General features: G+C 69.5%; 20 protein-coding genes. 11 read left to right on the top strand and 9 right to left on the bottom strand.

Going from position 1 to position 25,420, the window contains the following annotated elements:
* Window positions 1–27: 27 nt before the first annotated feature.
* Genes ACX80U_RS16875 through ACX80U_RS16885 form a run of 3 tightly spaced genes read left to right on the top strand, consistent with a single transcriptional unit; the run spans window position 28 to window position 3,339 of the window.
* Window positions 28–771 carry a CDP-alcohol phosphatidyltransferase family protein gene (locus tag ACX80U_RS16875; protein WP_133082052.1) on the top strand — a complete coding sequence of 248 codons (744 nt, stop codon included), beginning with the start codon at window positions 28–30 and terminating at the stop codon, window positions 769–771.
* Window positions 762–2,108: a Wzz/FepE/Etk N-terminal domain-containing protein gene (locus tag ACX80U_RS16880; RefSeq protein WP_208740689.1), complete on the top strand. Its 1,347-nt coding sequence runs from the start codon at window positions 762–764 to the stop codon at window positions 2,106–2,108. The genes ACX80U_RS16875 and ACX80U_RS16880 overlap by 10 nt, the downstream gene beginning before the upstream one ends.
* Window positions 2,101–3,339 carry an O-antigen ligase family protein gene (locus tag ACX80U_RS16885; RefSeq protein WP_459269255.1) on the top strand — a complete coding sequence of 413 codons (1,239 nt, stop codon included), beginning with the start codon at window positions 2,101–2,103 and terminating at the stop codon, window positions 3,337–3,339. Before ACX80U_RS16880 ends, ACX80U_RS16885 begins: the two co-directional genes overlap by 8 nt.
* Here the strand turns inward: ACX80U_RS16885 and ACX80U_RS16890 are convergent.
* A complete protein-coding gene (locus ACX80U_RS16890) occupies window positions 3,304–5,127 on the bottom strand; it encodes a right-handed parallel beta-helix repeat-containing protein (RefSeq protein ID WP_459269256.1) in 1,824 nt (607 codons plus the stop codon). The genes ACX80U_RS16885 and ACX80U_RS16890 overlap by 36 nt on opposite strands.
* 319 nt (window positions 5,128–5,446) lie before the next feature.
* On the opposite strand from ACX80U_RS16890, the gene ACX80U_RS16895 reads away from it, so the two are divergent.
* From ACX80U_RS16895 to sufU, 3 genes are all read left to right on the top strand, one after another.
* A complete protein-coding gene (locus ACX80U_RS16895) occupies window positions 5,447–6,595 on the top strand; it encodes a glycosyltransferase family 4 protein (protein ID WP_459269257.1) in 1,149 nt (382 codons plus the stop codon).
* 129 nt (window positions 6,596–6,724) lie between these two features.
* Window positions 6,725–8,041 carry an aminotransferase class V-fold PLP-dependent enzyme gene (locus ACX80U_RS16900; protein WP_459269258.1) on the top strand — a complete coding sequence of 439 codons (1,317 nt, stop codon included), beginning with the start codon at window positions 6,725–6,727 and terminating at the stop codon, window positions 8,039–8,041.
* Window positions 8,042–8,494 carry a Fe-S cluster assembly sulfur transfer protein SufU gene (gene sufU / locus ACX80U_RS16905; RefSeq protein WP_133082057.1) on the top strand — a complete coding sequence of 151 codons (453 nt, stop codon included), beginning with the start codon at window positions 8,042–8,044 and terminating at the stop codon, window positions 8,492–8,494.
* Here the strand turns inward: sufU and ACX80U_RS16910 are convergent.
* The 4 genes from ACX80U_RS16910 to ACX80U_RS16925 all read right to left on the bottom strand — a co-directional run bounded on the left by ACX80U_RS16910 (window position 8,491) and on the right by ACX80U_RS16925 (window position 12,379).
* Entirely contained in the window at window positions 8,491–10,188 is a 1,698-nt protein-coding gene (locus tag ACX80U_RS16910) for a sensor histidine kinase (RefSeq protein ID WP_459269259.1), read from the bottom strand. The two genes, sufU and ACX80U_RS16910, sit on opposite strands and share 4 nt — an antisense overlap.
* Before the next feature lie 9 nt (window positions 10,189–10,197).
* Window positions 10,198–11,553: a Na+/H+ antiporter NhaA gene (gene nhaA / locus ACX80U_RS16915; protein ID WP_459269260.1), complete on the bottom strand. Its 1,356-nt coding sequence runs from the start codon at window positions 11,551–11,553 to the stop codon at window positions 10,198–10,200.
* Window positions 11,554–11,595: 42 nt separating this feature from the next.
* The gene (locus tag ACX80U_RS16920; RefSeq protein ID WP_208740697.1) at window positions 11,596–11,817 is read right to left on the bottom strand and encodes an SCO4848 family membrane protein; all 222 of its coding nucleotides are present in this window, start codon (window positions 11,815–11,817) and stop codon (window positions 11,596–11,598) included.
* 64 nt (window positions 11,818–11,881) lie between these two features.
* Window positions 11,882–12,379, bottom strand: a complete 498-nt coding sequence (locus tag ACX80U_RS16925; RefSeq protein WP_459269261.1) for a DUF2505 domain-containing protein — start codon at window positions 12,377–12,379, stop codon at window positions 11,882–11,884.
* 240 nt (window positions 12,380–12,619) lie between these two features.
* Between ACX80U_RS16925 and mfd the strand changes: the two genes are divergently transcribed.
* Window positions 12,620–16,219, top strand: coding sequence for a transcription-repair coupling factor (mfd, locus tag ACX80U_RS16930; protein WP_459269262.1), 3,600 nt, complete (start codon window positions 12,620–12,622; stop codon window positions 16,217–16,219).
* A gap of 112 nt (window positions 16,220–16,331) precedes the next feature.
* On the opposite strand, the gene ACX80U_RS16935 is transcribed toward mfd, so the two are convergent.
* The 4 genes from ACX80U_RS16935 to ACX80U_RS16950 all read right to left on the bottom strand — a co-directional run bounded on the left by ACX80U_RS16935 (window position 16,332) and on the right by ACX80U_RS16950 (window position 20,049).
* Window positions 16,332–16,619 (bottom strand): hypothetical protein, encoded by a 288-nt coding sequence (locus tag ACX80U_RS16935; protein WP_133082063.1) that lies wholly within the window; start codon window positions 16,617–16,619, stop codon window positions 16,332–16,334.
* Window positions 16,620–16,652: 33 nt separating this feature from the next.
* Window positions 16,653–17,333: a deoxyribose-phosphate aldolase gene (gene deoC, locus ACX80U_RS16940; protein ID WP_459269263.1), complete on the bottom strand. Its 681-nt coding sequence runs from the start codon at window positions 17,331–17,333 to the stop codon at window positions 16,653–16,655.
* 88 nt (window positions 17,334–17,421) lie between these two features.
* Entirely contained in the window at window positions 17,422–19,158 is a 1,737-nt protein-coding gene (locus ACX80U_RS16945; RefSeq protein WP_459269264.1) for a phospho-sugar mutase, read from the bottom strand.
* Window positions 19,159–19,248: 90 nt separating this feature from the next.
* A complete protein-coding gene (locus ACX80U_RS16950) occupies window positions 19,249–20,049 on the bottom strand; it encodes a purine-nucleoside phosphorylase (protein WP_133082066.1) in 801 nt (266 codons plus the stop codon).
* Window positions 20,050–20,166: 117 nt separating this feature from the next.
* Here ACX80U_RS16950 and ACX80U_RS16955 point away from each other — a divergent pair, with 117 nt between their 5' ends.
* From ACX80U_RS16955 to ACX80U_RS16970, 4 genes are all read left to right on the top strand, one after another.
* Window positions 20,167–21,567 (top strand): NAD(P)H-quinone dehydrogenase, encoded by a 1,401-nt coding sequence (locus ACX80U_RS16955; RefSeq protein WP_208740702.1) that lies wholly within the window; start codon window positions 20,167–20,169, stop codon window positions 21,565–21,567.
* Window positions 21,568–21,727: 160 nt separating this feature from the next.
* On the top strand, window positions 21,728–23,140 hold the full coding sequence (locus ACX80U_RS16960; protein WP_133082068.1) for an MFS transporter: 1,413 nt from the start codon (window positions 21,728–21,730) through the stop codon (window positions 23,138–23,140).
* Between the two features lie 198 nt (window positions 23,141–23,338).
* On the top strand, window positions 23,339–24,712 hold the full coding sequence (locus ACX80U_RS16965; protein WP_459269265.1) for a serine/threonine protein kinase: 1,374 nt from the start codon (window positions 23,339–23,341) through the stop codon (window positions 24,710–24,712).
* Window positions 24,709–25,410, top strand: coding sequence for a hypothetical protein (locus tag ACX80U_RS16970; RefSeq protein ID WP_459269266.1), 702 nt, complete (start codon window positions 24,709–24,711; stop codon window positions 25,408–25,410). Before ACX80U_RS16965 ends, ACX80U_RS16970 begins: the two co-directional genes overlap by 4 nt.
* The last annotated feature ends 10 nt before the right edge of the window (window positions 25,411–25,420 follow it).

Raw genomic sequence — 25,420 nt, forward strand, 5'->3', positions numbered from 1 at the left:
GGAGTCCGCAGAATGAGAAGGACCGTCATGACAATGCGACCTGGGGCGCAATTGGATTTCCGAGAAGCACTGAATTCTCTCGCCAGTGCACAGAAGACGTCGAAGGGGGCACCTGCCTACTCGAGATACATCAACAGGAGACTGGGAAGGGTCTTCGCGGCGGCAGCGTACTCCCGCGGTCTCACCCCCAACCAGGTCACGCTCATCAGCGCCATCGCCACCTTCTCCGGGCTGGCGCTGCTGATCCTGACGGATCCGACGACAGGCACCGCCCTCCTGGTGACCACGCTGCTGGTCCTGGGCTACGCGCTGGACTCGGCGGACGGCCAGCTCGCGCGCCTGACCGGCACGGGATCCGCGGCCGGGGAGTGGCTGGACCACACCGTGGATGCCTTCAAGGAGGGGAGCCTGCACCTCTGCGTCCTCATCTGCTGGTGGCGCTACCTCGATCTCGAGACCGCATGGTTGATCGTGCCGATCGTGTTCCAGGTGCTCGCGACGGTGCACTTCTTCTCGTCGCTCCTGATGGACCAGTTGAGGCGGGCCCGCCGCACCAGCAGCAGCACGACGGTCGCGGAGCCGGCGACGTCCTCGGCCCTGTATTCCCTCGCCGTCCTGCCGACGGACTTCGGCCTGTTGTGCGTCCTGTTCGTCCTGTTGCTCTTCCCCGCCGTCTTCGTGGGTGCGTACAGCCTGCTCATGCTCGCGAACGCCGCGTTCCTGGTCCTGGCCCTGCCGAAGTGGTACCGGGAGGTGAAGACGTGGAGCTGAACGAATACGGGCGCATCTTCCGCCGCCGGTGGGTCCTGATCCTCGTCTCGACCCTGGTCGGCCTGCTGCTCGCGGGCATCGCCTCGGGACTCGCCGACCGCACCTACGAGGCGAAGGCGGACCTCTTCATCCGAGCCGATTCGGAGGCCAGCTCCAGCTTCGAGAACTCGCAGTTCGTCCTGCAGCGCGTGAAGTCCTACCCGGACCTGGTCAACAGTCCCCAGGTCCTCACGCCGGTCCTGCAGGAACTGGACTCGTCCATGACCCTGGCGGAGATCAGGGAGAAGGTCAGCGCGAGCAACCCGCCCGAGACGGTCTACGTGAACGTCACGGCCTCGGCCGGCACGGCGGAGGAGGCAGCCGCCCTCGCCAACTCGGTCGCCTCCAACCTGCGCGACGTCATCCGTCAGCTCGAGGGCGGGGACACTGCGAGGAATGCGGCCGTCGAGGCCTTCGTCACCACGCCTGCCGTCGCCCCCACCTCGGCCTCCACTCCCAACACCGTCCTCAACCTGGCGATGGGCTTGCTGGTCGGACTCACCGTGGGGCTCATCGCCGCGGTCGTCCTCGGGGCCGGGCACCGGAGGATCCGCAGCAGCGGGGATCTGCCCCGCTCGGTCGATGTGGAGGTGCTGGGAGCCGTTGCCGGAGGTGCATCCCGCAGTTCCGGGGTCCTCGCCCAGGAGACGGCGCTGCAGTACCGGGAGTTGATGACCGCACTCCTGATCAAGCGTGGCGGGCAGCTCCCGAAGCTCCTCATGGTGACGTCGGTGGGACAGCGCAATGACGCCCAGGAAGCGTTCGGGTACCAGTTCGCCGGCTTCGTCGGGGACTCCGGTGCCCGCACGTGTGTCATCGATGCGACACAGCAGCAGATGCTGTCCGATGGAGCGGTCCCCGGACAGGCCGGTACGGAACTGGGTTTCTCGGACGTGCTCGTCGGTGAGGCCACACTCAACGACGTCCTCGCCGCCACCGAGTGCGGTGCGTACCGGATCCCCATCGGTACCTCCACCGACAGGATCAGCCGTTCCCGCGCGGCGCGGCAGGGTGCGAGCATCCTCAAGGAACTGGACGACGCCTTCGATGTCACGCTCGTCAAGACCGCGTACGACTCGCACCCGCTGACGACGTGGACGGTCGCACCGGTCGCCGAGGCCGCGCTGGTGCTCGTGTCGTGGGGTACGTCGGCCGCGGACCTGGAGGACTCCATGCGGGAACTCCAGGCGGTGGGCGTCGAGCCGCTCGGCCTGGTGCTCCTCGGTGGACCGCGGCGGTCAGGGGGTCGCGCATCAGGGCGTGCCCACCTGAAGGTCCGGACCGCCGGCCGTGGGTGAGTCGAGGGCCCGCACAGCGAGCGCCGTCCTCATCTGGATCATCCTGATCGTCAGTGTCACGGCGTGGCGGAAGGGAGTCTACTTCGAGGGGTCCTTCGACGCCGTCGTTCTCGCCAAGGCAGCACTCCAGGGAGCCGCCTTCGCGATGGTCCTGCTCCTGAAGCGGGCGGCTCCCGTGGCACACCCCGTCGCCGGCGGGCCGCTGCTGGCGATTTTCGCAGTGCTGGCCGTGTCGATGATCGGCGCCCTGGACGCCGGGAACACCACGGCTTCAGCGGTCCTCGTCGTTCGGACTGTCCTCCTCGCGGTCACGGTGGTGCTGATGGTCTCCGCCTTCCCGCGGGACGAGGTGCTCATGCACCTGGTCGTCGCCGTCGGGATCGTCGGCGCGCTCCTCGCGATCACCGGTGTCGGTACCATCGCATCCGGTGGGCGCCTGGAAGGCACTCTCCTCCCGATCAGCCCGAACGGCCTCATCGTCCTCTGCGCGATCCCGGCACTCGCCGCGATCCAGCGGGTCATCTCCGGTCGTGCCACGATCGGTGCCGTCGTCGCGGCCTGCTTCTTCACCCTTGCGTGTCTCGCGACCCAGTCCCGCACGGCGCTGCTCGGCATGGCCATAGCGGTCGTCGTCCTCATCATGAGCATCCGCACCATCCAGCGGTACGTCGCCGTCGTCCTCGCCGCGGCCGTTCCGGCGCTGTTCGCGGTCGCCGTGTACACCACCTTCTTCGGGGCACTCCTCAACAGGGAGGGAAGCGCCTCCAACTTCACCCTCAACTCACGTACCATCGCGTGGCAGGTCGTGCTGCAGACTCCCTTCGAATCCCTCCAGAAGTGGGTCGGAGCAGGACTCTCGGTGAAGACGGTGCACGTGCAGGGCCAGTACTGGAACGACCAGGTCCTGGACTCCAGCTGGATCTCCGCCCTTGCCCAGACGGGACTCGTGGGGACTGCTGTCCTCGCCGTGCTCGTCACGGTGGTCCTGATCGCCAACATCAGGGGCGGACGGCCGAACGCCCTGCCCGTGGCACTCCTCGTCTTCCTGCTCATCAGATCGTTCCTGGAGACGGGACTGCTCGACGCCAGCGTCACCTTCATGGTCCTCACCGCCCTCGCGTCCGCCTTCGTCCCACGGTCAGGGGCGCCATCGGGCGGTCAGGGGCCGTCGGGCATCAACGCGAAGCCACGAGCATCAGCCGGCGACAGGTCCTACCAGCAGACTCCCTGAGGGGACGCGGAGCAGGGCTGCGATCCGATCGGGGAGGGGCTCGGCGACGACCGACGACCGCACGGTGTCGCTCACCCGGAACGTCGTCGGATCCGCGATGGCATCCCCGGTGAGCTCCATGTCATGCTTCGCCTGTCCTGTCGCATTCCGGAAGCGGCCGAGGGTGGTGAAGACGGCCGGTTCCTCCCGTCCGCGCGACCAGATCACGAGCCAGGCCGGGCTCGTCCCCGAGGATCGGTGGAAGACGTTGCCGGACGTCGCGATCTCCATCTCTTCCGCCGACATCTGGTGCGAGTAGTCCTCGACGCACAGGAGGCAGTTCGCCGTGGTGCCGGTGATGACGTTGTTCCGGAGATCGATCGATCCGTTGATCCACGTCATCAGCGGGTCCGGAAAATGCTGGCGAGGGTCGTGCCCGGGTGTGCGGCGGTCCGAGGCGCGTCGTGCGTCCTGCACGATGTTGATCGGACGCCCATTGCTGATGAACGAGTTGTTCCAGACCTCGACGTCGCTGGTGTTGTTGATCTTCAAGCCGTGGCCCGTGTTCTCGGCGACGACATTGTCCGCGACGACGACACGGGCGGAGATCTCGACGGACAGCCCATGACCGCTGTTCCCCACGATCTCGTTCCCCGACACGGTCAGGTCGAACGAGGACTCGTCGAACCAGAGCCCGGTGCCGTTGTTCGCCGAGAAGTTGCTGTCCCTGATGTGTACCGTCCGGGTCCGCCCGATCTTGACGCCACCGGCCGCCGGGGAGTGGTTGAAACCCTCGGTGTTGTTGTCCGTCACGTCGAGATTGGTCGCGGACAGCCCGTCCGCGTACGTCGCGGACGCGCCGAGCATGCCGTTCTGCGTGAGCGTGATGTTCTCGAGCCGGGCGTTCGTGCCGGACACGGCGAGCCCGGTCGTGGAGGTCTGCTCGATGATGACGTTCTCGACCGCGATGTCACTGCTCTCCAGCGTCACCGCGGCCATGTGCGGCACGGAGGGGGAGAACCGGCGGACACCGATTCCCTTGACCGCCGACCCCTCGGACTGGATGGAGATCGCCTTGGCGAGGGAACTCGCGCGGACATCCTTGCCGGCCGGGTCCGAGCCGAGGAACAGCCGGTTGCCGTCGTAGTCGACGTAGAAGGAGTCCGCACCCAGTTCGCCGAGGGACCCTACCTGGCGCTGCGCCGTGCCGTCGATCCACACCTGGTCGGGATGGGAGGCCATGGGATACGCGGGATCGACGAACGTCCAGCCCGGTGTCGTGCCGTCCTCGTTGCCCCACGAATACGTCGGACTCGCGTCGAACTCGGCGGTCCAGCCGTCCGCCACGAACGCGGGGCCGTCCTGCTCGAAGTCGAACACCGGGACACTCCCATCGAGCCATACCTCTTCCTGGGGGAAGGCCTGAAGGGTGATCTGTTTCGTCGTGGGGATCTTCACCGCTTCGGGGTACGTACCGCCCCGGAGGACGACGGTCTGTCCGCTGCGGGCCTGGGAGATGGCGGCCTTGATGGTCTTCAGTGGCGCGTCCTGCGTCCCGCGGGAATCGTCGTTGCCGTTGCCGGCGACGAAGATCGCATCCCCAGGCACTGCGTAGGACGTCGTGCCCAGAGGCGCGGCACCCGCCGTGGGTGCTGATGTCGCCGGCGATGATCCTGCCTGGAACCCGAGCGATTGCGTGAAGAAACTGTCGGACGTCGATGCCACGCGGCCGCTCGACACCCAGATGCCGCCGGTACCCGCGGCACCGGGCACGACAGCGCCGGACGGGTCCTGTGCCGATGGGAGCACACACGCTGACAGCAGCACGACCGAACCGAGTGCAACAGCGCGGCAGGTGAGCCGTCGGCCGCTCAGTGGCCGATTCTGCTCCATCATGAATTCCCTCTTGGCATCCGACGTGACGGCATGGAACGGACCGTGGTCGATGTGACCGCCGCCACCCCAGCCTAGCCTGCAGAATGGTTCGAGGGAACGGTGGCGCCCGGTGCCCGTCCCCGGGAGGACCCCCTGCCCGCGCCGGTCCGTCGGCTTATCATGAGGACCACCGGCCGAGGGACCCGTTCCCGACGACGCCGGGTCGTCCCCGACACTGCTAGCGAAGGCTCCCATGGACTTGACCGGACAGAAGATCGTCATCGCTCATCCCTCGGCGGACCTCTACGGCTCGGACAGGATGATGCTCGAGACCCTCGAGGGGCTGTCCACCTCGGGTGCGGACGTCGTCGTCGTCGTGCCGAACGACGGACCGCTCCTGGCCCGTGTGAGTGCCCGACACGCGGTCCCGGTGATCGTGCCGAGCCTCGTGCTGCGGAAGAGTCTCCTCTCCGCGAGGGGGGTCCTGTCGCTGGTCGCGGGGAGTGCGCAGTCCATCGTCCGGATCTCCGTGTTCCTCGCCCGGAACCGACCGGACATCGTCTACGTGAGCACGCTCAGCATTCCCTGGTGGCCCATCATCGCGCGCCTGGCCGGATGCCGGGTCCTGGTCCACATCCACGAGGCGGAAGGTCATGTGCGCCCGATCATCCGGCACCTCCTGGCCCTGCCGCTCCTCTTCTCGTCGGAACTGATCGCCAACAGCCGGTACACCGTGAAGGTGTTGGGCCAGTCCTTGCCGCGGACGGCCGCCCGGGCGCAGGTCGTGTACAACGGCGTCGCCGGACCCGCGTCCGTGAGACGCCCCCGGGAGGAGCTCTCCGACCCTGTCCGGCTCATCTACTTCGGTCGGATCTCGCACCGCAAGGGCGTGGATGTCGCGATCGACGCCGTGGCCGAACTGAGGCGCAGGGGGCGGGTGGCTCGCCTGGACGTCGTGGGGGCGGTGTTCGGCGGCAACGAGGACTACGCACGCGAGCTCGAGGACAGGATCCGGCGCACGGGACTGCAGGACTCCGTGCGGATGGTGGGCTTCCGCGAGGACGTCTGGGCATCGCTCGACGACGCCGACATCGTCCTGATCCCGGCGCGGCTCGACGAGTCGTTCGGGAACACCGTGGTCGAGGCCATGCTCGCGGCCCGTCCCGCTGTCGTCTCCGCGATGCCCGGACTGCTCGAGGCGGGGGACGGGTTCGGCAGCGTCCATTTCGTCGAACCGGACGACGTCGGTCGGCTCGCATCGGCCATCGAGGCGATCGTCGACGACTGGGCCCGGTGGAGCGGGCTCGCCGTCCAGGACAGGCTCCGAGCGCAGGAGCATCACGCGCCGGGCAAGTACCGGGACGAGGTCGTCGCGTCGATCGTGGAGTCGGGGGACTCCTGATGCCGCACACGTCAGGGGCTCCGTAGTTAGGTAGCACTGGGATGCCCCAACGGGCCCCGAGGTGGGACGATTAGGGCAGAGAATCCTTGCGTAATTGCCGCAGGAGAAACCCGATCCGAGGAGCTCGACGTGCCCGTGGTTGAAACACCCGTCACACTCACCCCGTCCGATGCCGGGCTGACCGATGCCGAGGTCCACCGCATCCGCAACGACTTCCCGATCCTCGGCACCGAGGTCAACGGCCGGCCGCTCGTCTACCTCGACTCCGGCGCCACCTCCCAGAATCCCGTGAGCGTGATGGAGGCGGAGCAGGAGTTCTACGAGCAGCGCAACGCGGCTGTCCACCGCGGTGCCCACACCCTCGCGGTCGAGGCGACCGATGCCTACGAGGACGCCCGTGCCGCCGTCGCCCGGTTCGTCGGCGCCCGCGCCGGTGAGCTCGTCTGGACCTCGAACGCGACCGAGGGTATCAATCTCGTGGCCTACGCGATGTCCAATGCAGCCCTGGGACGGGGCGGCGCGGCGGCGCGGCGCTTCGCCGTGGGCCCGGGCGACCGCATCGTCGTCACCGAGATGGAGCACCACGCCAATCTCGTCCCGTGGCAGGAGCTCGCCGCCCGCACCGGGGCCGAGCTCCACTTCCTCCCGGTCGGTGACGACGGGACGCTCCGGCTGGAGGACGCCGCTGCGGTGATCACCCCCGCGACGAGGCTCGTCGCGTTCTCGCATGCCTCGAACGTCCTCGGCACCATCAATCCGGTCCGTGAGCTCGTCCAGCTCGCCCGGTCCGTGGGGGCGCTCACCCTGCTCGACGCGTGCCAGTCGGTGCCGCACCTGCCCGTGGACGTGAAGGCCCTCGACGTCGACTTCCTGGTGTTCTCCGGCCACAAGATGCTCGGTCCGACCGGGATCGGCGCGCTCTACGGGCGCGCCGAGCTGCTCGACGCCATGCCGCCCTTCCTGACCGGCGGCTCCATGATCACCACGGTGACGATGGAGCGTGCCGAATACCTCCCGTCGCCGAACCGCTTCGAGGCGGGTACGCAGCGCATCTCGCAGGCCATCGCCCTCGGTGCTGCGGCGAACTACCTCGCGGAGACCGGCATGCGACGGATCGAGGCATGGGAGGGAACCCTCGGAGCGAGGCTCGTCGAAGGCCTCGGCTCCATCGACGGCATCCGTGTGCTGGGTCCGGGCGCGGGCCTGCCGCGCATCGGACTGGCCGCGTTCGACGTCGACGGCGTGCACGCGCACGACGTCGGCCAGTTCCTCGACGACAAGGGCATCGCCGTCCGGGTGGGGCACCACTGTGCCCAACCGCTCCATCGGCGGTTCGGCCTCACGGCGACCACGCGCGCCAGCACCTACCTCTACAACACGACGGACGAGGTGGACGCGTTCCTGGACGCCGTCGCGCAGGTCCGTCCCTTCTTTGGAGCATCCTGAATGAGCACCGGCCTCGAACAGCTGTACCAGCAGATCATCCTCGACCACGCGAAGGCGCGGCACGGTTCCCCGCTCCGCGAGTACGACGGCGCGGGTCGGTCGGGGGAGTCCCACCAGCTGAATCCGGTGTGCGGTGACGAGATCACCCTCCGGGCAGGGGTGGCCGACGGCACGGTGATGTCCGTGAGCTGGGACGGGGCCGGCTGTGCCATCTCCATGGCCTCGGCCTCCGTCCTCACCGATCTGGCGCAGGGACTGCCGCGGGACGAGGTGATCTCCCTCGTGGACTCGTTCCGCGAGGTGATGCGCTCGCGTGGCCGGATCGAGGCCGACGAGGAGGTGCTCGGCGACGCCGCAGCATTCTCCGGTGTCTCCCGTTTCCCCGCGAGGGTCAAGTGCGCCATGCTCGCGTGGGTCGCGCTCGAGGAATCGCTCCTGGCCGCCAACGCCTAGCCCGGACTCCCGGCCGTTCCCGGACCGGGTTGGGGCAGGAGCATCGTGAAGCACGTCCCCTGCCCGGGTTCGCTCGTGACGGTGATGGATCCGCCGTGCTCGCTGACGATGCTCTTGGTGATCAGCAGGCCGAGTCCCACGCCCGGCACCGCCGAGGTACGGACCGAGGGCGAGCGGAAGAAGCGGTCGAACACCTGGTGCAGCTCCGCGGCCTCGATCCCGATGCCCGTGTCCGCGACCTCCACCCGCACGCCGTCGTCTTCCAGCGATGCGTCCAGTGTGATGCTGCCGCCCCGCCTGTTGTACTTGATGGCGTTGGTGAGCAGGTTGTCCACGGCCTGGGCGAGCCGGATGGGATCCACCACGGCCTTCAGCGACGACGGCGCGTAGTTGACGAGATGCAGTCCCGCGCGGGAGGCGCGCACGTAGGCGGACGACGCCGCCTCGGCGAGGGTCCTGCCGATGTCGGTCGTCACGGGGTGGACCTCGAAGGTGCCCGCGTTGATGGCCAGCAGGTCCTCGACCAGCTGCTCGAGCCGCACGGCGTTGCGCCGCGCCACCTCGATGTACCCGGTGACATCCTCCGGCAGGGACTCGCCGAGTTCGAGGCTCAGCTCGAGGTACCCGAGGATGGAGGTCAGCGGAGTCCGGAACTCGTGCGAGACGTTCGAGAGGAAGTCGTCCTTCGCCTGGAGCGCGAGCACCAGTTCCGTCACGTCGTTGAAGGACACCACCGTCCCCGCGAACCCACCGTCGTCGTCGTACATGGAGTGCGAGAAGATGCTGAGGGCCCGCTGGGAGCGGGGAGGACCCACCCAGACCTGCTCGGATTCGAGATCCTCGCCCCTGATGGCGCGGGCCACGGGACGGTCCTCCGGCGGGATGGGCGTCACGCGGTCCGGACCGAAGATGAGGAGCTCCGCCTCGTTCGGATCGTCGTTGCCGTCGGGAGCCGCCCCGGAGTGTGCTTCCCGCTGCCGGGCGTTCATCAGGATGTCGTGGCCGTCCGCATCCACGGCGAGGAGTCCCACGCTGACGGTGTCCAGCACGGTTCCCAGCAGGCGCTCGCGCCGCCGGCCGGCCTCGACGCTCTCGCGCAGCGCTGCCTGCGACGCACGCAGTGCTTCCTGCCGCCGCCGGTTGTCCTTGGTGAGGGCACTGACGAACAGTGCCAGGCCCGTGAGCATGATGGGCAGCAGGATCGGCTGGATGAAGGAGTCGAGGGCCACCGGTGCGGGCTGGAGCAGCAGGGGGAGCCAGACGATCGCGAGGGAGGCGACGACGGTCACCGAGGCTGCCGTGACGGTCCGCACCCGGGAGGCCGCGATCCAGACCACGGGGAATGCTGCCAGGAGTCCGACGCCGGAGAGGCTCTCGCCGGCCGCTGCACGCGCGAGTCCGACCGCCACGAAGTCCGCCAGGGGGACGAGGATGACCCACCTGTTCGGGATACGGAACCAGGGCACCACGCAGCAGAGCACCAGGACGAGCACGTTGAGGGCCCAGCCGGCGAGGAAGGCCTCGGCCGATGCCAGATCGTCCCGCTCGAGGAGTCCGAGCGCCACGCAGAGCGTGAACGTGACGGTCAGCGCGAGTTCACTCAGGATGATGCGCCGGCCGTGCCGCTTCCGTACGGTGACCCGGCCGGACTCCGTCAGGTCCCCGCTCCGAGCTGCCTTCCCCCGATCGGCCATGGCAGGATCCTAGTCCTCGCGGTCCTCGAAGAGGTCGGGGACGCCGTCGTGGTCGGTGTCGACGGTCTCCTGTTCCTCGATGCGGCGGTAGTGGCGGTTGCGGGTCCTGAGCACCACGCTGGAGAGCAGGGCCGCGGTGAGGGACGCGGTGAGGATGGCGACCTTCGCATGGTCGTCGTGCTCCGTGCCGGAGCCGAAGCTGAGGTCGTTGACGAGCAGGGAGACGGTGAAGCCCACGCCCGCGAGGAGGCCGACGCCGAACAGGTCCCACCAACTCAGGCCAGGGTCGAGATTCGCCCTGGTGGTCTTGGTGACGAGGAACGTGGTCAGCATGATCCCGACGGGCTTGCCCAGGACCAGGCCCAGGACGATGCCGATGAGGACCGGGTCGGTGAGGGCCGACGCGAAACCCTCCGCCCCGCCGATCGCGACGCCCGCCGAGAAGAACGCGAAGACCGGCACGGCGAAACCGGTGGACAGGGGACGGAAGCGATGCTCGAGGACCTCGGCGAGTCCGGGCTTGCCCGGTCGGGGCAGGGCCGGCTTACCGCCGGACTTCCGCAGCACGGGCACGCAGAAACCGAGCAGTACCCCGGCGACGGTGGCGTGGACGCCGGAGGCATGCATCAGGGCCCAGGTGATGATGCCCAGCGGAAGGAGGACCAGCCACGGGCCGCGCGTGGTGCTGCCGAAGAACCGGGGTCTGCGCTGGGCGAGGAGCGCGAACAGTCCCAGGGGGAGGATCATCCACAGCAGGAAGGTCAGGTGGACGTCCTCGGAGTAGAAGAACGCGATGATCGCGATCGCGATGAGGTCATCGACCACGGCGAGGGTCAGCAGGAAGATCCGCAGGGCGCCGGGCAGGTGGGAGCCGATGACGGCGAGCACGGCCAGGGCGAAGGCGATGTCCGTCGCGGTGGGGATCGCCCAGCCGCGCAGGGTGTCCGGCGAGGACAGGTTCACGACCGTGTAGACGAGGGCGGGGACGACGACGCCGCCGAATGCGGCCGCGACGGGCACGATGGCCCGGCTGATCCGGCGCAGGTCCCCGGCGACGAATTCGCGCTTGAGCTCGAGGCCGGTGAGGAAGAAGAACACGGCCAGGAGGCCGTCCGAGGCCCAGGCGCCGACGGACAGCTTCAGGTGCCACGGCTCGTAGCCGAACTCCAGATCACGGATGGCGAAGTAGGACTCCGAGAACGGGGAGTTGGCCCAGATGATGGCGATGGCGCTCGCGATCAGCAGCAGGATCCCGCCCACCGTCTCCTTGCGGAGGATCTCGGTGATGCGCAGGTACTCCGGATAGCTGGAGCGCTGCAGGATCACGGGATGGGCGCCGGACGCCTTCGGGTTCTCGTGTGCCATCGGTCTCCTGGGTGGGGCGGATGTGGTGCGAGCGGCGGTGCCTCAGGCGAGAAGGGCCCGGACGCCGATCACCGCGGTGGCCGCTCCCAGGATCATCGACGTCGAGATGAGCATGATGTGCACGGTCAGGAACCGCGTAGCCGCGCCCTTCTCGTCCCGGGCCCTCGGATCCTTGAGGATGCGGCGCAGGAAGGGTGGCCAGACGATCAGGGTCCAGACGCCGGCGAGGATCAGGATCAGGGCGAGGGGTGTGGGCAGGTGCACGGTCATGTCTTTCGGTGGGCGGAACGGTGCTGCGGGGAGGACGACGTGTCCGGGGCTCCGGCGGTCAGCGGCTCTCGAGCCACTTACGGGCCTCGACCGCCTGCACGTTGAGTGCCTTGCCGATCATGGGCTCGGCCGCGCCGGCGATCTTCCCGCCCAGGAAGGGGATGGACGAGGTGACGTTGCCCTGGAGGTCCACGACGGTGTCCGTGCCCTGGGCGATCAGCCGCTGGACCGCGGCGACGTTCAGCGGGACTCCCGCGACCGTCATCTCGAGAGTCGCCTGGCGCGAGCCGTCGGCCGCCGGTGCATCCCAGTGCTCGGTCTGCGTGACGGAGAGGGTCTCTCCGACGAACTTCCGGGCCATGTCCGGCAGCCGGTGGGTGGGCATGGTGCGGACGGCGGTCAGCGTGAACGCCCCGGCGGTGTCGCCGTCGAGCGTGAGGGATTCCAGGGAGCCTCCGACGTACTCGCTCATGTGGCGCACGAAGCCCTCGTCGGTGAAGACTCCGAGCACGGTCGCTGTGTCGTAGGGGAGCGTGGTGGACGCGTTCAGTGCCAAGGTTCCTCCAGGAATGGTCGCGCGGGTGCGCATGGCGGTGGGCAGGGTCTTCCGCAATCCTACGGCCTGGTCGGTCGGCCGTGCCGGGGCCCTCCCGGTCGTCGGGAAAGCGTCAGGACTGCTTGGTACTGTGGAATCATCCCGGGAACGATTCGTCTTTCCGGGCTTTTGTGCTGTCTCCGCCGCCGTCGAACCGCGGCAGGGGGCGGTGGAACCCATGCATGAGGAGCCTGGAACACCATGAGCCTGAACGGATTGCGCACGGCGCTTGCCGAGGATGCGTCCTACGCGCGCGTACGGACCAATGCCTCCCGGGCGGTGGAGCAGCGCAGCGCGGACCTGCAGATCGGGGCGCCCGCCGGCATGCGCGCCCCGCTGATCGCCGAGATGGTCGAGGGCCTCGCCTCGGTGGGCTCCGGTTCCACCGGCGACGCAGCGGTGCCGGTGGTCCTCGCGATCACGGCCACGGGGCGGGAGGCGGAGGACCTCGCCGCGGCGCTGCGCAGCTACCTGCCCGAGAGCGCCATCGAGGAGTTCCCCTCCTGGGAGACACTGCCGCATGAACGGCTCTCGCCGCGCTCAGACACCGTCGGACGCCGCCTGTCCGTCCTGCGCCGGCTCGCCCACCCGGGGGGCTCGCCCGTTCTGGTCATCACCGCACCGATCCGTGCCGTCCTCCAGCCGCTCGTCGCCGGGCTCGGCGACCTGGAGCCCGTGGCGCTGAAGGTCGGCGACGAGGTGGCCTTCTCCGACGTCGTGAAGGCCCTCTCCGACGCTGCGTACGCCCGGGTGGACATGGTCACGCACCGCGGCGAGTTCGCCGTGCGCGGCGGCATCATCGACGTCTTCCCGCCCACCGAGGACCACCCGATCCGCGTCGACTTCTTCGGCGACGAGGTGGACCAGATGCGCTGGTTCGCCGTCGCCGACCAGCGATCCCTCACCACGGGGGAGCCTCCTGCCGCCCTGTACGCCCCGCCGTGCCGCGAGATCCTCATCACCCCGTCCGTCATGTCGCGGGCCGCGACACTGCAGTCCGAGCTGCCGGCCGCGGCATCGATGCTCGAGAAGATCGCCGGCGGCATCGCCGTCGAGGGCATGGAATCCCTCGCTCCGGTGCTGGTCGATGCGATGGTGCCGTTCGCGGGCGAGCTGCCACCCGGGTCGATCGCCGTCGTCATGGAACCCGAGAAGGTCCGCGCCCGCGCCCACGACCTCGCCGCCACCAACGAGGAATTCCTCGCAGCCGCGTGGGCCACGGCATCCGACGGCGGCGCGGCCCCGCTGGACCTCGGCGGCCGCCTCGGCACCGACCTGCAGGAGGCGAGCTTCCGCTCCCTCACCGACACCCGCTCGACGGCGCTCGCGAACTCGGTCGCCTGGTGGGGCATCACGAGCTTCGGTGCGGACGAGGAGCTGAGCGATGTCGACAGCTTCTCCCTGCACGCGCGCGAACCGCGCGGCTATCAGGGTGACGTCGCCGAGATGATGGACTTCATCGGCGGCCGCGTGCGCGACCAGTGGCGCGTCGTCGTCGCCACGGAGGGGCCCGGCCCGGCCCAGCGCCTCGCCGAGCTCTTCTCCGACAACGACATCCCGGCCAGGCGGGTCGATGTGCTCGACGGACCCCCGCAGGCGGGCATCATCGAGATCACCACGGCCTGCGCGGGCCGCGGCTTCGTGGTGGACGGGCTCAAGCTGGGCCTCCTCACCGAGGCCGACCTGCTCGGGCGGACGAGCGCCGCGGGTACGCGCGACATGCGCAAGATGCCCTCGCGCCGCCGGAACGCCGTCGACCCCCTGCAGCTCAAGGAGGGTGACTTCGTCGTCCACGAGCAGCACGGCGTGGCGAAGTTCGTCGAACTCCTGCAGCGCTCCACGGGTGCCGGCCCCACCCGCACCACCCGCGAGTACCTCGTCCTCGAGTACGCGCCGTCCAAGCGCGGAGCACCGGGGGACCGCCTCTTCGTGCCCACGGACCAGCTCGACCAGGTGACGCGCTACGTCGGGGGCGACGCCCCGGCCCTCAGCAAGATGGGCGGCTCGGACTGGAGCAAGACCAAGAACCAGGCGCGCAAGGCGGTCAAGGAGATCGCCGGCGAGCTCATCCGCCTCTACTCGGCGCGCATGGCCTCACGGGGCCACGCGTTCGGACCCGACACGCCCTGGCAGCGCGAGCTCGAGGAGGCGTTCCCCTACGTCGAGACCCCCGACCAGCTGACCACGATCAACGAGGTCAAGGCCGACATGGAGCGCGAGGTCCCGATGGACCGTCTCGTCTCGGGTGACGTCGGCTACGGCAAGACCGAGATCGCGGTGCGCGCGGCGTTCAAGGCCGTGCAGGACGGCAAGCAGGTCGCCGTGCTCGTGCCCACGACGCTGCTGGTCCAGCAGCACTTCGAGACGTTCTCCGAGCGTTTCTCGGGCTTCCCGGTGCGGGTCCGCGCGCTGTCGCGGTTCCAGACCGCGAAGGAGTCGCGTGAGACGGCGGAGGGCCTGACCTCGGGTGCCGTCGACGTCGTGATCGGTACCCACCGGCTGCTGTCCAAGGAGGTCTCCTTCAAGGACCTCGGGCTCGTGATCGTCGACGAGGAGCAGCGGTTCGGCGTGGAGCACAAGGAAGCGCTGAAGAAGATGCGCACCAACGTGGACGTCCTGGCGATGAGCGCGACGCCGATCCCGCGCACGCTCGAGATGTCACTCACGGGCATCCGCGAGACCTCGACGCTCGCGACGCCGCCGGAGGAGCGCCACCCCGTGCTCACGTACGTGGGCCCCTACACGGACAAGCAGGCGTCGGCGGCCATCCGGCGCGAACTGATGCGGGAGGGCCAGGTGTTCTTCGTGCACAACCGCGTCTCCTCGATCGACCGCACGGCGGCACACCTCAAGGAGCTGGTGCCCGAGGCGCGCGTGGCCGTGGCGCACGGCCAGATGACGGAGTCGCGCCTCGAGCAGATCATCGTCGACTTCTGGGAGAAGCGGTTCGACGTCCTCGTCTGCACCACCATCATCGAGACCGGCCTGGACATCTCCAACGCCAACACCCTCATCGTCGACCGCGCCGACTCCTACGGGCTGTCGCAGCTCCATCAGCTCCGCGGCCGCGTGGGCCGTGGGCGCGAGCGGGCCTACGCGTACTTCCTGTACCCGTCCGAGAAGCCACTCGGTGAAGTGGCCCTCGAGCGGCTCAAGGCCGTCGCGGCCCACAACGAGCTCGGCGCGGGCATGCAGCTGGCCATGAAGGACCTCGAGATCCGCGGCGCGGGCAACCTGCTGGGGGGTGAGCAGTCCGGCCACATCCAGGGCGTCGGCTTCGACCTCTACATCCGCCTCGTCGGGGAGGCCGTCGCCACTTTCCGGGGCGAGGCCGAGGAGAAGGCGGCGGAGATGAAGATCGAGCTGCCGGTCAACGCGCACCTGCCGCACGACTACGTGCCGGGGGAGCGGCTGCGTCTGGAGGCGTACCGGAAGCTCGCCGCCGCCGTCACCGACGAGGCGATCGACGCCGTCGTCGCCGAGCTGAAGGACCGTTACGGGGAGCCGCCCGCAGCCGTCCAGAACCTGGTGTCCGTGGCCCGCTTCCGGATCGCCGCCCGCGCGCTCGGCCTCACGGACGTGGCGCTGCAGGGGAACTTCATCAAGTTCGCCCCCGCCGAGCTGCCCGAGTCCAAGCAGATGCGCCTCACGCGGATGTACCCCGGGGCGGCGATCAAGCCGGCGCTGAACGCCGTGCTCGTGCCCAAGCCGAAGACCGCGCGGATCGGTGGCAGGGACCTCGTCGACGCCGAGATCCTCGACTGGGCGAAGAACGTCCTCGACGCGGTGTTCACGGCGTAGTCGCGGTCCGTGCTGCTGCCTGTTCTCCTTCCCGGAGACGAGGAAGAGGCCGTCCCTGCGGGGACGGCCTCTCCCTCGTCCGGGGTGGCGCTGCCGGGCGCCCGGTACTACATCAGGAACTGACGCTCGTCGAGGTTTCCTTCTCGTCGGTCCGGTTGCCCTCGGCGAGGTTGAAGCCGGTGTCGGCGCGCCCGAGGATGCCCTGGGGGATGTAGAAGACGAGGAACGCGACGACGACGATCACGGCCATCGGCCAGACGTTCTGCGGCGTGAACCACGTCAGCAGGTACATGCTGAGCAGGAACGCACCGAAGATCAGCACGAACCACACGATGTTGCCGACGAGGTGGCCCTTGCCGGCGTGGGCGGGCTGGCTCTCGGCGTTTGTCGGGTGTGACATTGGATCTCCTTGCGTGATGGATCTGCTGCGCCGTCAGTAGCCTGCAGCGCCCTGTTCTCCCTTAACGATAGCGACTCCTGAGCTCGCGCCGATACGCGTTGCACCGGCGTCGATCATGGCGCGTGCATCCTCGAGCGAGCGCACGCCGCCGGAGGCCTTCACGCCCAGGTCAGGGCCCACGGTCCTCCGCATCAGCGCGACGTCCTCCACGGTGGCGCCGCCACCGTTGGAGCCGGTGGAGGTCTTGACGAAGTCGGCGCCTGCCTCGACGGCGGCCTCGCACGCAAGCACTTTCTGTTCGTCGGAGAGCAGCGACGTCTCGATGATGACCTTCAGGATGGCGCCGTGCTCGTGCACGGCGTCGGCGACGGCGAGGATGTCCTGGACGAGTGCGTCCCTGTCGCCCGCCCGCGCCGCGGCGATGTCGATGACCATGTCGATCTCGTCGGCGCCGTCGGCGACGGCGCCGCGGGCCTCGAGGACCTTGACCTCGGTCGTGGTGGCGCCGAGCGGGAAGCCGATGACGGAGCAGGTGAGGACGCCGCTGCCCTTCACCGCGGTGCGCACGGTGCTCACCCAGAGGGGATTCACGCAGACGGACTTGAACGAGTACTCGACGGCCTCGCGGCATACCGTGAGGATCTGCTCACGGCTGGCTTCGGGCTTCAGGAGCGTGTGGTCGATGTAGGAGGCAAGGGATGCATCGGTAGGCATGGCCTCCATCTTTCCATGTCGCCGCACCCGATTCCTCCGGTCCGGACCATCGGGTGCGAGCGGGTGCGAGCGGGTGCGAGCGGGAGGGTCAGAGGCCGAGGGCTTCCTCGACATCGCGTTTCACGGCGTCGAGGCGCACACGGGCGGCACCCTTGGCCGCGTCGAGCTCGGCGGCTGAGCCGACGGGCTCCACCACCTCGAGGTAGCACTTCAATTTCGGCTCGGTGCCGCTGGGGCGGATGATCACCCGCGTCTCGTCCTGGGTCAGGTACAGCAGTCCGTCCGTGGGCGGCAGGTGCGCCGAGCCCTGGGCGAGGTCGTCGGCGATGCTCACTGCCGATTCGGCGAACGACGACGGCGGGTTCTCGCGCAGCCTGTTCATCATGGCGCCGAGCAGACCCAGGCTGCCGACGCGCACCGAGAGCTGGTCGGAGGCGTGCAGGCCGTGGACCAGGAAGGCGTCGTCCAGCAGGTCGAAGAGTGTGCGTCCGGAGGCCTTGGTGGTGGCGGCGAGCTCGGCCAGCAGGAGGCCGGCGGAGATACCGTCCTTGTCGCGGACGAGTTCCGGTGCCACGCAGTAGCCCAGCGCCTCCTCGTAGCCGAAGGACAGGCCCCGCACTCGGGCGATCCACTTGAATCCGGTCAGCGTCTGCATGTGGTCGATGCCGGCCACGGCCGCGATCCGCCCGAGGAGGCGGGAGGACACGATCGAGTTCGCGAAGACGCGGTGGCGCGTCCCCTCGGCGCCCGTCCCGTCGCCGTCCGGGAGCCGGGCCGCGAGGTGCAGGCCGAGGAGCGTCCCGACCTCGTCGCCGCGCAGCATGCGCCAGGCGCCGGTGGAGGGTTCACGAGCGGCGAGTGCCACGCGGTCGGCATCGGGATCATTGGCGATCACGAGGTCCGCACCGACCTCGGCAGCGGTCTCGAGTGCGAGGTCGAGGGCGCCGGGTTCCTCCGGGTTCGGGAAGGCGACGGTGGGGAAGTCGGGGTCCGGCTCGGCCTGGCGCTCGACGACGGTGACGTCGTCGAACCCGGCGGCGGCGAGGACCGCCCGCGCGGTGCGCCCGCCCACGCCGTGCAGGGGAGTGAGGACGATCCTGAGGTCGCGATCCGTCACCGCCGGGTCGGCGAGGCCGGCGACGGCGGCGACATAGTCCGCCTCGATGCTCTCGGGCAGCACGGTCCAGCCCCCGGAGGCGAGGTCGACGGTGTCCACCGCTGCGATGCGGGCGGCGATGCCGGCGTCGTGCGGTGCCACGATCTGGACGCCGCGGGCATCCTCCTCGACGGCCCGTCCACCCAGGTACACCTTGTACCCGTTGTCCTGCGGAGGGTTGTGGCTCGCGGTGACCATGATGCCCACCTCGCAGTGCAGCGCGCGGATGGCGTAGGCGAGCACCGGCGTGGGCAGTTCACGCGGCATCAGGAAGGTCTCGATGCCGGCCGCGGTGAAGATCGCCGCGGTCTCCTCGGCGAAGATCCGGGAGTTGTGGCGGGCATCGAATCCGACGACGGCGCGGGGCGCGTAGGCACCGGCGGCGAGGCCTAGGGCGTGGGCGGCGACCCCGGCAGCGGCCCTGCGGACCACCACGCGGTTCATGCGGTTGGGGCCGGCGCCGAGCGCCGCACGCAGGCCGGCCGTGCCGAAGGCCAGCGGACCGGAGAAGCGGTCCCGCAGCTCCTGCTCCGACACGGCGGCCGACGCGTCCGCGGACCGCACGGAGCCGACGAGCGTGCGGAGCTCCTCCGCCGTCCGGGGATCCGGGTCGGCGGCGGCCCAGGCGTCGGCGGTGTCGAGGAGGATGTCGAGTTCCGAGGTGCTCATGGTGGTCCCTAACGTGGATCGGCGGAGGCTGCCGGACGGGCGTGCCTGCGGTGCTGCTGGCGTACGGGGTCCGGTCGGAGCCCGTTCGATCTAGAGCGTGGCGACGATGTCGGCGAGCAGGCGTGAGATGCGTGGCCCTGCGGCCTGGCCGGCCTCGAGGACCTCGGTGTGGCTGAGGGGGACGGGGGAGATTCCGGCGGCGAGATTGGTCACCAGTGAGATGCCGAAGACCTCCATGCCCGCGTGCCGTGCTGCGATGGCCTCGAGCGCCGTCGACATGCCCACGAGGTCGGCGCCGATGCGCTTCGCGTACTGCACCTCGGCCGGCGTCTCGTAGTGGGGACCGGTGAACTGCGCGTATACGCCCTCGTCGAGTGTCGGGTCCACCTGGCGCGCGAGGGCGCGCAGGCGTGAGGAGTAGAGGTCGGTCAGGTCGACGAACGTGGCACCCTCGAGCGGCGAGGACGCCGTCAGGTTGATGTGGTCGCTGATGAGCACCGGGGTACCCGGCTGCCAGTGCTCCTGCAGCCCACCGCACCCGTTGGTGAGGATCATCGTGGTCGCACCCGCGGCGGCTGCGGTCCGGACGCCGTGGACCACGGCGCGGACGCCCCTGCCCTCGTAGAAGTGGGTGCGGGCGCCCAGGACGAGGGCGCGCTTGCCGTTCGGCGTGAGGACGGAGCGGATGGTGCCGGTGTGGCCGACGACGGCGGGTGCGGTGAACCCTGGGATGTCGGCGGCGTCGAGGGTGGCGGTGGTCTCGCCGATCAGTTCGGCCGCCTCTCCCCAGCCGGATCCGAGGACGAGAGCGGTGTCGTGCCGGTCGATGCCGGTAGCGCGGGCGATATGGTCGGCAGCGTCGCGGGCCAGGTCAAAAGGATCAGAAGTCACCGATCCAACTTACCCTCTGGGAAAAGACCGGACCACCGGCCGAGGCACCCCACGAAGCCCCACGGCAGGGGCATCCGCCGTTTCGGGGTGTCGGTGGCATGGGCGATAATCGAACGCGTGACCAATCAACTCGATTTCAGCTCATTGCGCCTGGCCATCCTGGGCGGAGGGCCCGGCGGCTACGAAGCGGCCATGGTCGCTTCCTCGCTCGGAGCGAAGGTGACCATCGTCGAGCGCCAGGGCCTCGGCGGATCGGCGGTCCTCACGGACGTCGTGCCGTCCAAGACCCTCATCGCCACGGCGGACACGATGACGCGCTTCACCGACGCGAGCGGGCTCGGCGTCCACTTCTCCGCGGACAGCAAGGTCTTCGCGGATCTCGACAGGGTCAACCAGCGGCTGCTGAAGCTCGCCGTGGAACAGTCATCCGACATCCGTGCCACGCTCGAGCGTCTCGGCGTCCGCGTCATCATCGGCACCGGCAAGCTGCTCGACAACCACCGGCTCGAGGTCGAGTCGGAGGGTGAGACCTCCGTCATCGAGGCGGACGCCGTCCTCCTCGCCGTGGGCTCGACGCCGCGCGAACTGCCGAGTGCCATGCCCGACGGCGAACGCATCTTCAACTGGACGCAGCTGTACAACCTCCGGCAGATCCCCGAGCACCTGATCGTGGTGGGTTCCGGTGTCACCGGAGCCGAGTTCGCCAGCGCCTACAACGGCCTCGGTTCCAAGGTCACCCTGATCTCGAGCCGCGATCGGGTGCTCCCCGGTGAGGACGCCGACGCCGCCGAGGTCCTCGAGGGCGTGTTCAAGGACCGCGGCATGACCGTCCTGTCCCGGTCACGCGCCGATGCCGTGAACCGGACGGACGACGGCGTGGTCGTCCACCTGTCGGACGGCCGGACGGTCGAGGGCAGCCACTGCCTCGTTGCCGTCGGTGCCGTGCCCAACACGGCGGGCATCGGCCTCGAGGATGCCGGCGTCGCGGTCGGGGAGTCCGGCCACATCCAGGTCGACGGCGTCTCCCGCACCACCGCGCCCAATGTCTACGCCGCCGGCGACTGCACGGGCGTCTTCGCCCTGGCCTCTGTCGCGGCGATGCAGGGCAGGATCGCGATCGCCCACCTCATGGGTGATTCGGTGAGCCCCATCAAGCTCAAGCAGGTCGCGTCGAACATCTTCACCTCGCCGGAGATCGCCACGGTGGGCGTGACCGAGGAGGACATCGCGTCCGGGCGGTACCAGGGGGACGTCGTGAAGCTCTCCCTGCACACCAACGCCCGCGCGAAGATGATGAACGTCAGGGACGGCTTCGTGAAGGTGATCTCGCGCAAGGGCTCCGGCACCGTGATCGGCGGCGTCGTCGTCGGTCCCCGCGCATCCGAGCTGATCTTCCCGCTCGCGCTCGCCGTCACCAAGAAGCTGCACGTGGACGACGTCGCCAACACGTTCACGGTGTACCCCTCGCTGACCGGGTCCATCTCCGAGGCGGCGCGGCGCCTGCACGTGCACCTCTAGGCCCGCCGGCGGGAGGTTCCCGGCGTCCGCATGGTGGACACGCTTATCCACGTGCTGGACGCCGGTGATCTGATATTGGGGTTCAAACCGAAGCACGGGCGCCGTGCCGCGAGGGCTCCGTGCACCTGGCGGCGGCGCCTCGTCCGAGAAAGCCGCCGCCATGACCTCCTCCACTTCCGCTGGTGCCAGCGGGACAACCACGCCCCTGAACAGCAGGGGCCGGGTGATCTTCGCCAGCCTCATCGGCACGACGATCGAGTTCTACGACTTCTACATCTACGCCACGGCCGCCGTCCTGGTCTTCCCGGCGCTGTTCTTCCCCAACCAGAGCGACGCGAACCAGCTCCTCAGCTCGTTCGCCGTCTTCGGCGTCGCGTTCGTCGCGCGTCCGCTCGGCTCCATCGTCTTCGGCCATTTCGGCGACAAGATCGGGCGCAAGGCGACCCTGGTCGCCTCACTCCTGACCATGGGTATCGCCACCTTCCTCATCGGACTCCTGCCGGCCGCGACCAACCCGGGATGGGTCTTCCTCGCGCCACTGCTCCTGGTGGTGCTCCGATTCCTCCAGGGCCTCGCGCTGGGCGGTGAGTGGAGCGGTGCTGCGCTGCTCGCCACCGAGAACGCTCCCGAGGGCAAGCGGGCCGTCTACGGCACCTTCCCGCAGCTCGGGGCGCCCATCGGCTTCATCCTGGCCAACCTGCTGTTCGTGCTGCTCAGCACCACGCTCAGCCCGGAGGAGTTCCTCGCCTGGGGCTGGCGTGTGCCGTTCCTGCTGAGTGCCGTCATGGTCATCATCGGCCTCTACGTGCGGCTCAAGCTGATCGAGAGCGCGTCCTTCCAGAAGGTCCAGAAGACCGGCAAGGTGGTGAAGGTCCCGCTCGGCACGACCTTCCGCCTCCACTGGCGCCGCCTGATCCTCGGCACCTTCATCATGTTCGCCACATACGTCCTCTTCTACTTCATGACGGCGTTCACGCTGACCTACGGGACCGCACCGTCGAGCCTGGAGCAGGCCCGGGCGAAGGCCGAGGCCGCCGGCGGCACGTTCACCGAGGCCCAGGCCGCGGCGTTCGTCCCCGGTCTGGGGATGGCGCGCACCGACTTCCTGTGGATGCTGATCATCGGCGTCGTGTTCTTCGGTATCTTCACCGTCGTGTCCGGTCCGCTGGCCGAGCGCTTCGGACGCCGCAAGATGCTCTTGGCGACGACGGTCGGCATCGCAGTCTTCGGACTCCTCTGGGCTCCGCTCTTCGGGGCAGGGACGATCGGCGCCATGGCACTCCTGATCCTCGGCTTCATCCTCATGGGGCTGACGTTCGGGCCGATGGCCGCCGTGCTGCCGGAGCTGTTCCCTGCGAACGTGCGCTACACGGGCTCCGCCGTGGCGTACAACGTCTCGAGCATGATCGGCGCCGCGCCGGCGTCGTTCATCGCCGTCGCTCTCTGGCAGGCAGCCGGGGGAAGCACCGTGCTGGTGGGCGCCTACCTGACCGTGGCCGCCGTCGCCACCTTCATCGCGCTCTACATCTCGCGTGAGACGCGTGATCACGACTACGAGAACAACGTGGCCTGATCCCCGCGCCTGCCGTGACCGACGGCGCCGTACCCACCGGGTGCGGCGCCGTCGTCGTTCCGCCGGAGCCGAGGTGCCGCCGCATGCCCGTCGCCGGTGCCCGCCGTACACTGGATGGGAAGCCGGCTTATCAATCAGGGGTGCGTGGACTGCGCGCGCCCGGGAGCCGGACGATTCGGGGTAGCGGGAGCGGGTGACATGGAGAAGCAGGCGCTGGCCGGGCGGTATGCCCTCGGGGAGCGGGTCGGTACGGGCGGCATGGCGGAGGTGTTCGCGGCGCGCGACACGCGCCTCGAACGGGACGTCGCCGTGAAGCTCTTCCGTCCCGGGACCGCCGACGGCCTCGAACGGGGATCCGCCGAGGCGCGGATGCTCGCAGGGCTCGACCACCCGGGGCTCGTGCGCGTGCTCGACATGGACAACGGCGACGACGCAGGCGACAGCACCTACCTCGTGATGGAGCTCGTGAAGGGCCCGGATCTCGGGGTCCTCCTGAAGGCCTCCGGGAGCATGGGCCGCGAGCAGGTCCGGCTCATGGCGCTCGACCTCGCACGGACGCTGCACTACATCCACGGCCGCGGCATCGTGCACCGGGACATCAAGCCGTCGAACATCCTCACCCGCCCTGCCGACCCCCAGAGCGGCCTGTTCCGCTACCTCCTCACGGATTTCGGCATCGCCCGGTTCTTCGACGGCGGCCGGATGACCGCGACCGGCCAGGTGATCGGCAGCGCGGCCTACTTCAGCCCCGAGCAGGCCCGCGGCGACGGCGTAGGGCAGCCCTCCGACGTCTATTCGCTGGGGCTCGTGATGATCGAGGCGCTGACGGGTGAGAGGGCCTTCCCGGGCACGGGCGTCGAGAGCGCGCTGGCTCGCCTCCACCGGAGTCCGTCCATCCCCCATGGCGCCGGCCCGGCGCTGTCCGCGCTCCTGGTCTCCATGACCCTCGATGATCCCGCGGACCGGACCGACGCCGCGGGAGTGGTACGGGCACTGACGGCGATGGGTCCCCAGCGGCCGGCGGAGGCCCCCGCGACCCGGGCCGCCCCCGTCGACGACCCGCCGACCGCAGCCATGCCGTTGCCCGGCGCCGTCGGCTCCGGTACGGGGCCGGCGGCATCGTCGCCGGGAACCGTCGACGGGACGGCGCGGATCCCGCAGGCTGTCACCGCGACGCGCGTGGCAGGTCCTCCCACGGGTACGACGGCTGAGCCGGAGCGAGCCGTGGCGCACACCGCTCCGACGTCCGCTGCGGCTCTGGCTCCAGGAACGGGGCCATCCCCTGGTCGCACGGCGCGCGGTCTGTCCGGCCCGGTCGGGACGGACCCGGCGGAGCCGTCGAGGCGAGCGGACGGCGAGGTGCCGTCGTCCGTGCACCGGCCGGCCGGGCGTCGTCGCCCAGCCCTTCCGGTGCTGTTCGCCGTGCTGCTGCTCGCTCTGGTGGCGGCGGGGATCTGGGCCTTCATGACCCTGTCCGGCGGCACGTCGTCGCCCGACGTCGAACCGCTGCCGGCCGTGTCCGGTGAGCCCGGCGAGAAACTCCAGGAACTCTACGAAAGCGTGCAGCGATGAGGATGGGCCTCGAGACCAGATTCGCCGTGCTGGCCGCTGGAGTACTCCTGCTGGCGGGGTGCGGAAGCGAGGCCATCGACGCCGGGACGGCCGGGGACTTCCAGGCCGAGGTGCGGACCATCGCCTCGACGGCTGCTGCCGGTGACCCCGCCGGCGCGATCGTCCTCGCGCAGAGGCTGAAGGGCGAGGTCGACGACGCCCGTGCGGCAGGCGCCGTCACGGAGGACAGGGCCACGCTCATCGGGATGCGGATCGACGCCCTCGTAGCGTCCCTCGACGCCGGACAGGTCCCGGCGGACGCGACACCTCCTGTCCCGGCGCCGAGCGACGACGCTTCTGACGGGGAAGCACCTGAGGATGGAGCGACCGGCGAGGATCCTGCCGAGCAGGCGCCGGCAGACCCGGCCCCGGCGGAGGAGCCCGCTGATCCCGCACCCGCGACCGCACCGGCCGAGACCACGGAACCGCCGGCACCGGTACCCGCCCCCGTCGAGGAGGGTGACGGGGAGGGCGACGGGGAGAGCGGGGATACGGGCTCGGAGGACACCGGGGCGGATCCTGCACCGGGCAACAGCGGAGGCAATGCGGCGGACCCGGCCGAGCAGCAGCGCAAGGCCGAGGAGAAGGCCAGGGAGGCTGCCGAGAAGGCGGCGGAGAGGGCCCGCGACAAGGGCAAGGGCGAGAACGGAGGCAACTGACCTCCTCCGG

Source organism: Arthrobacter sp. TmT3-37 (assembly GCF_054510835.1).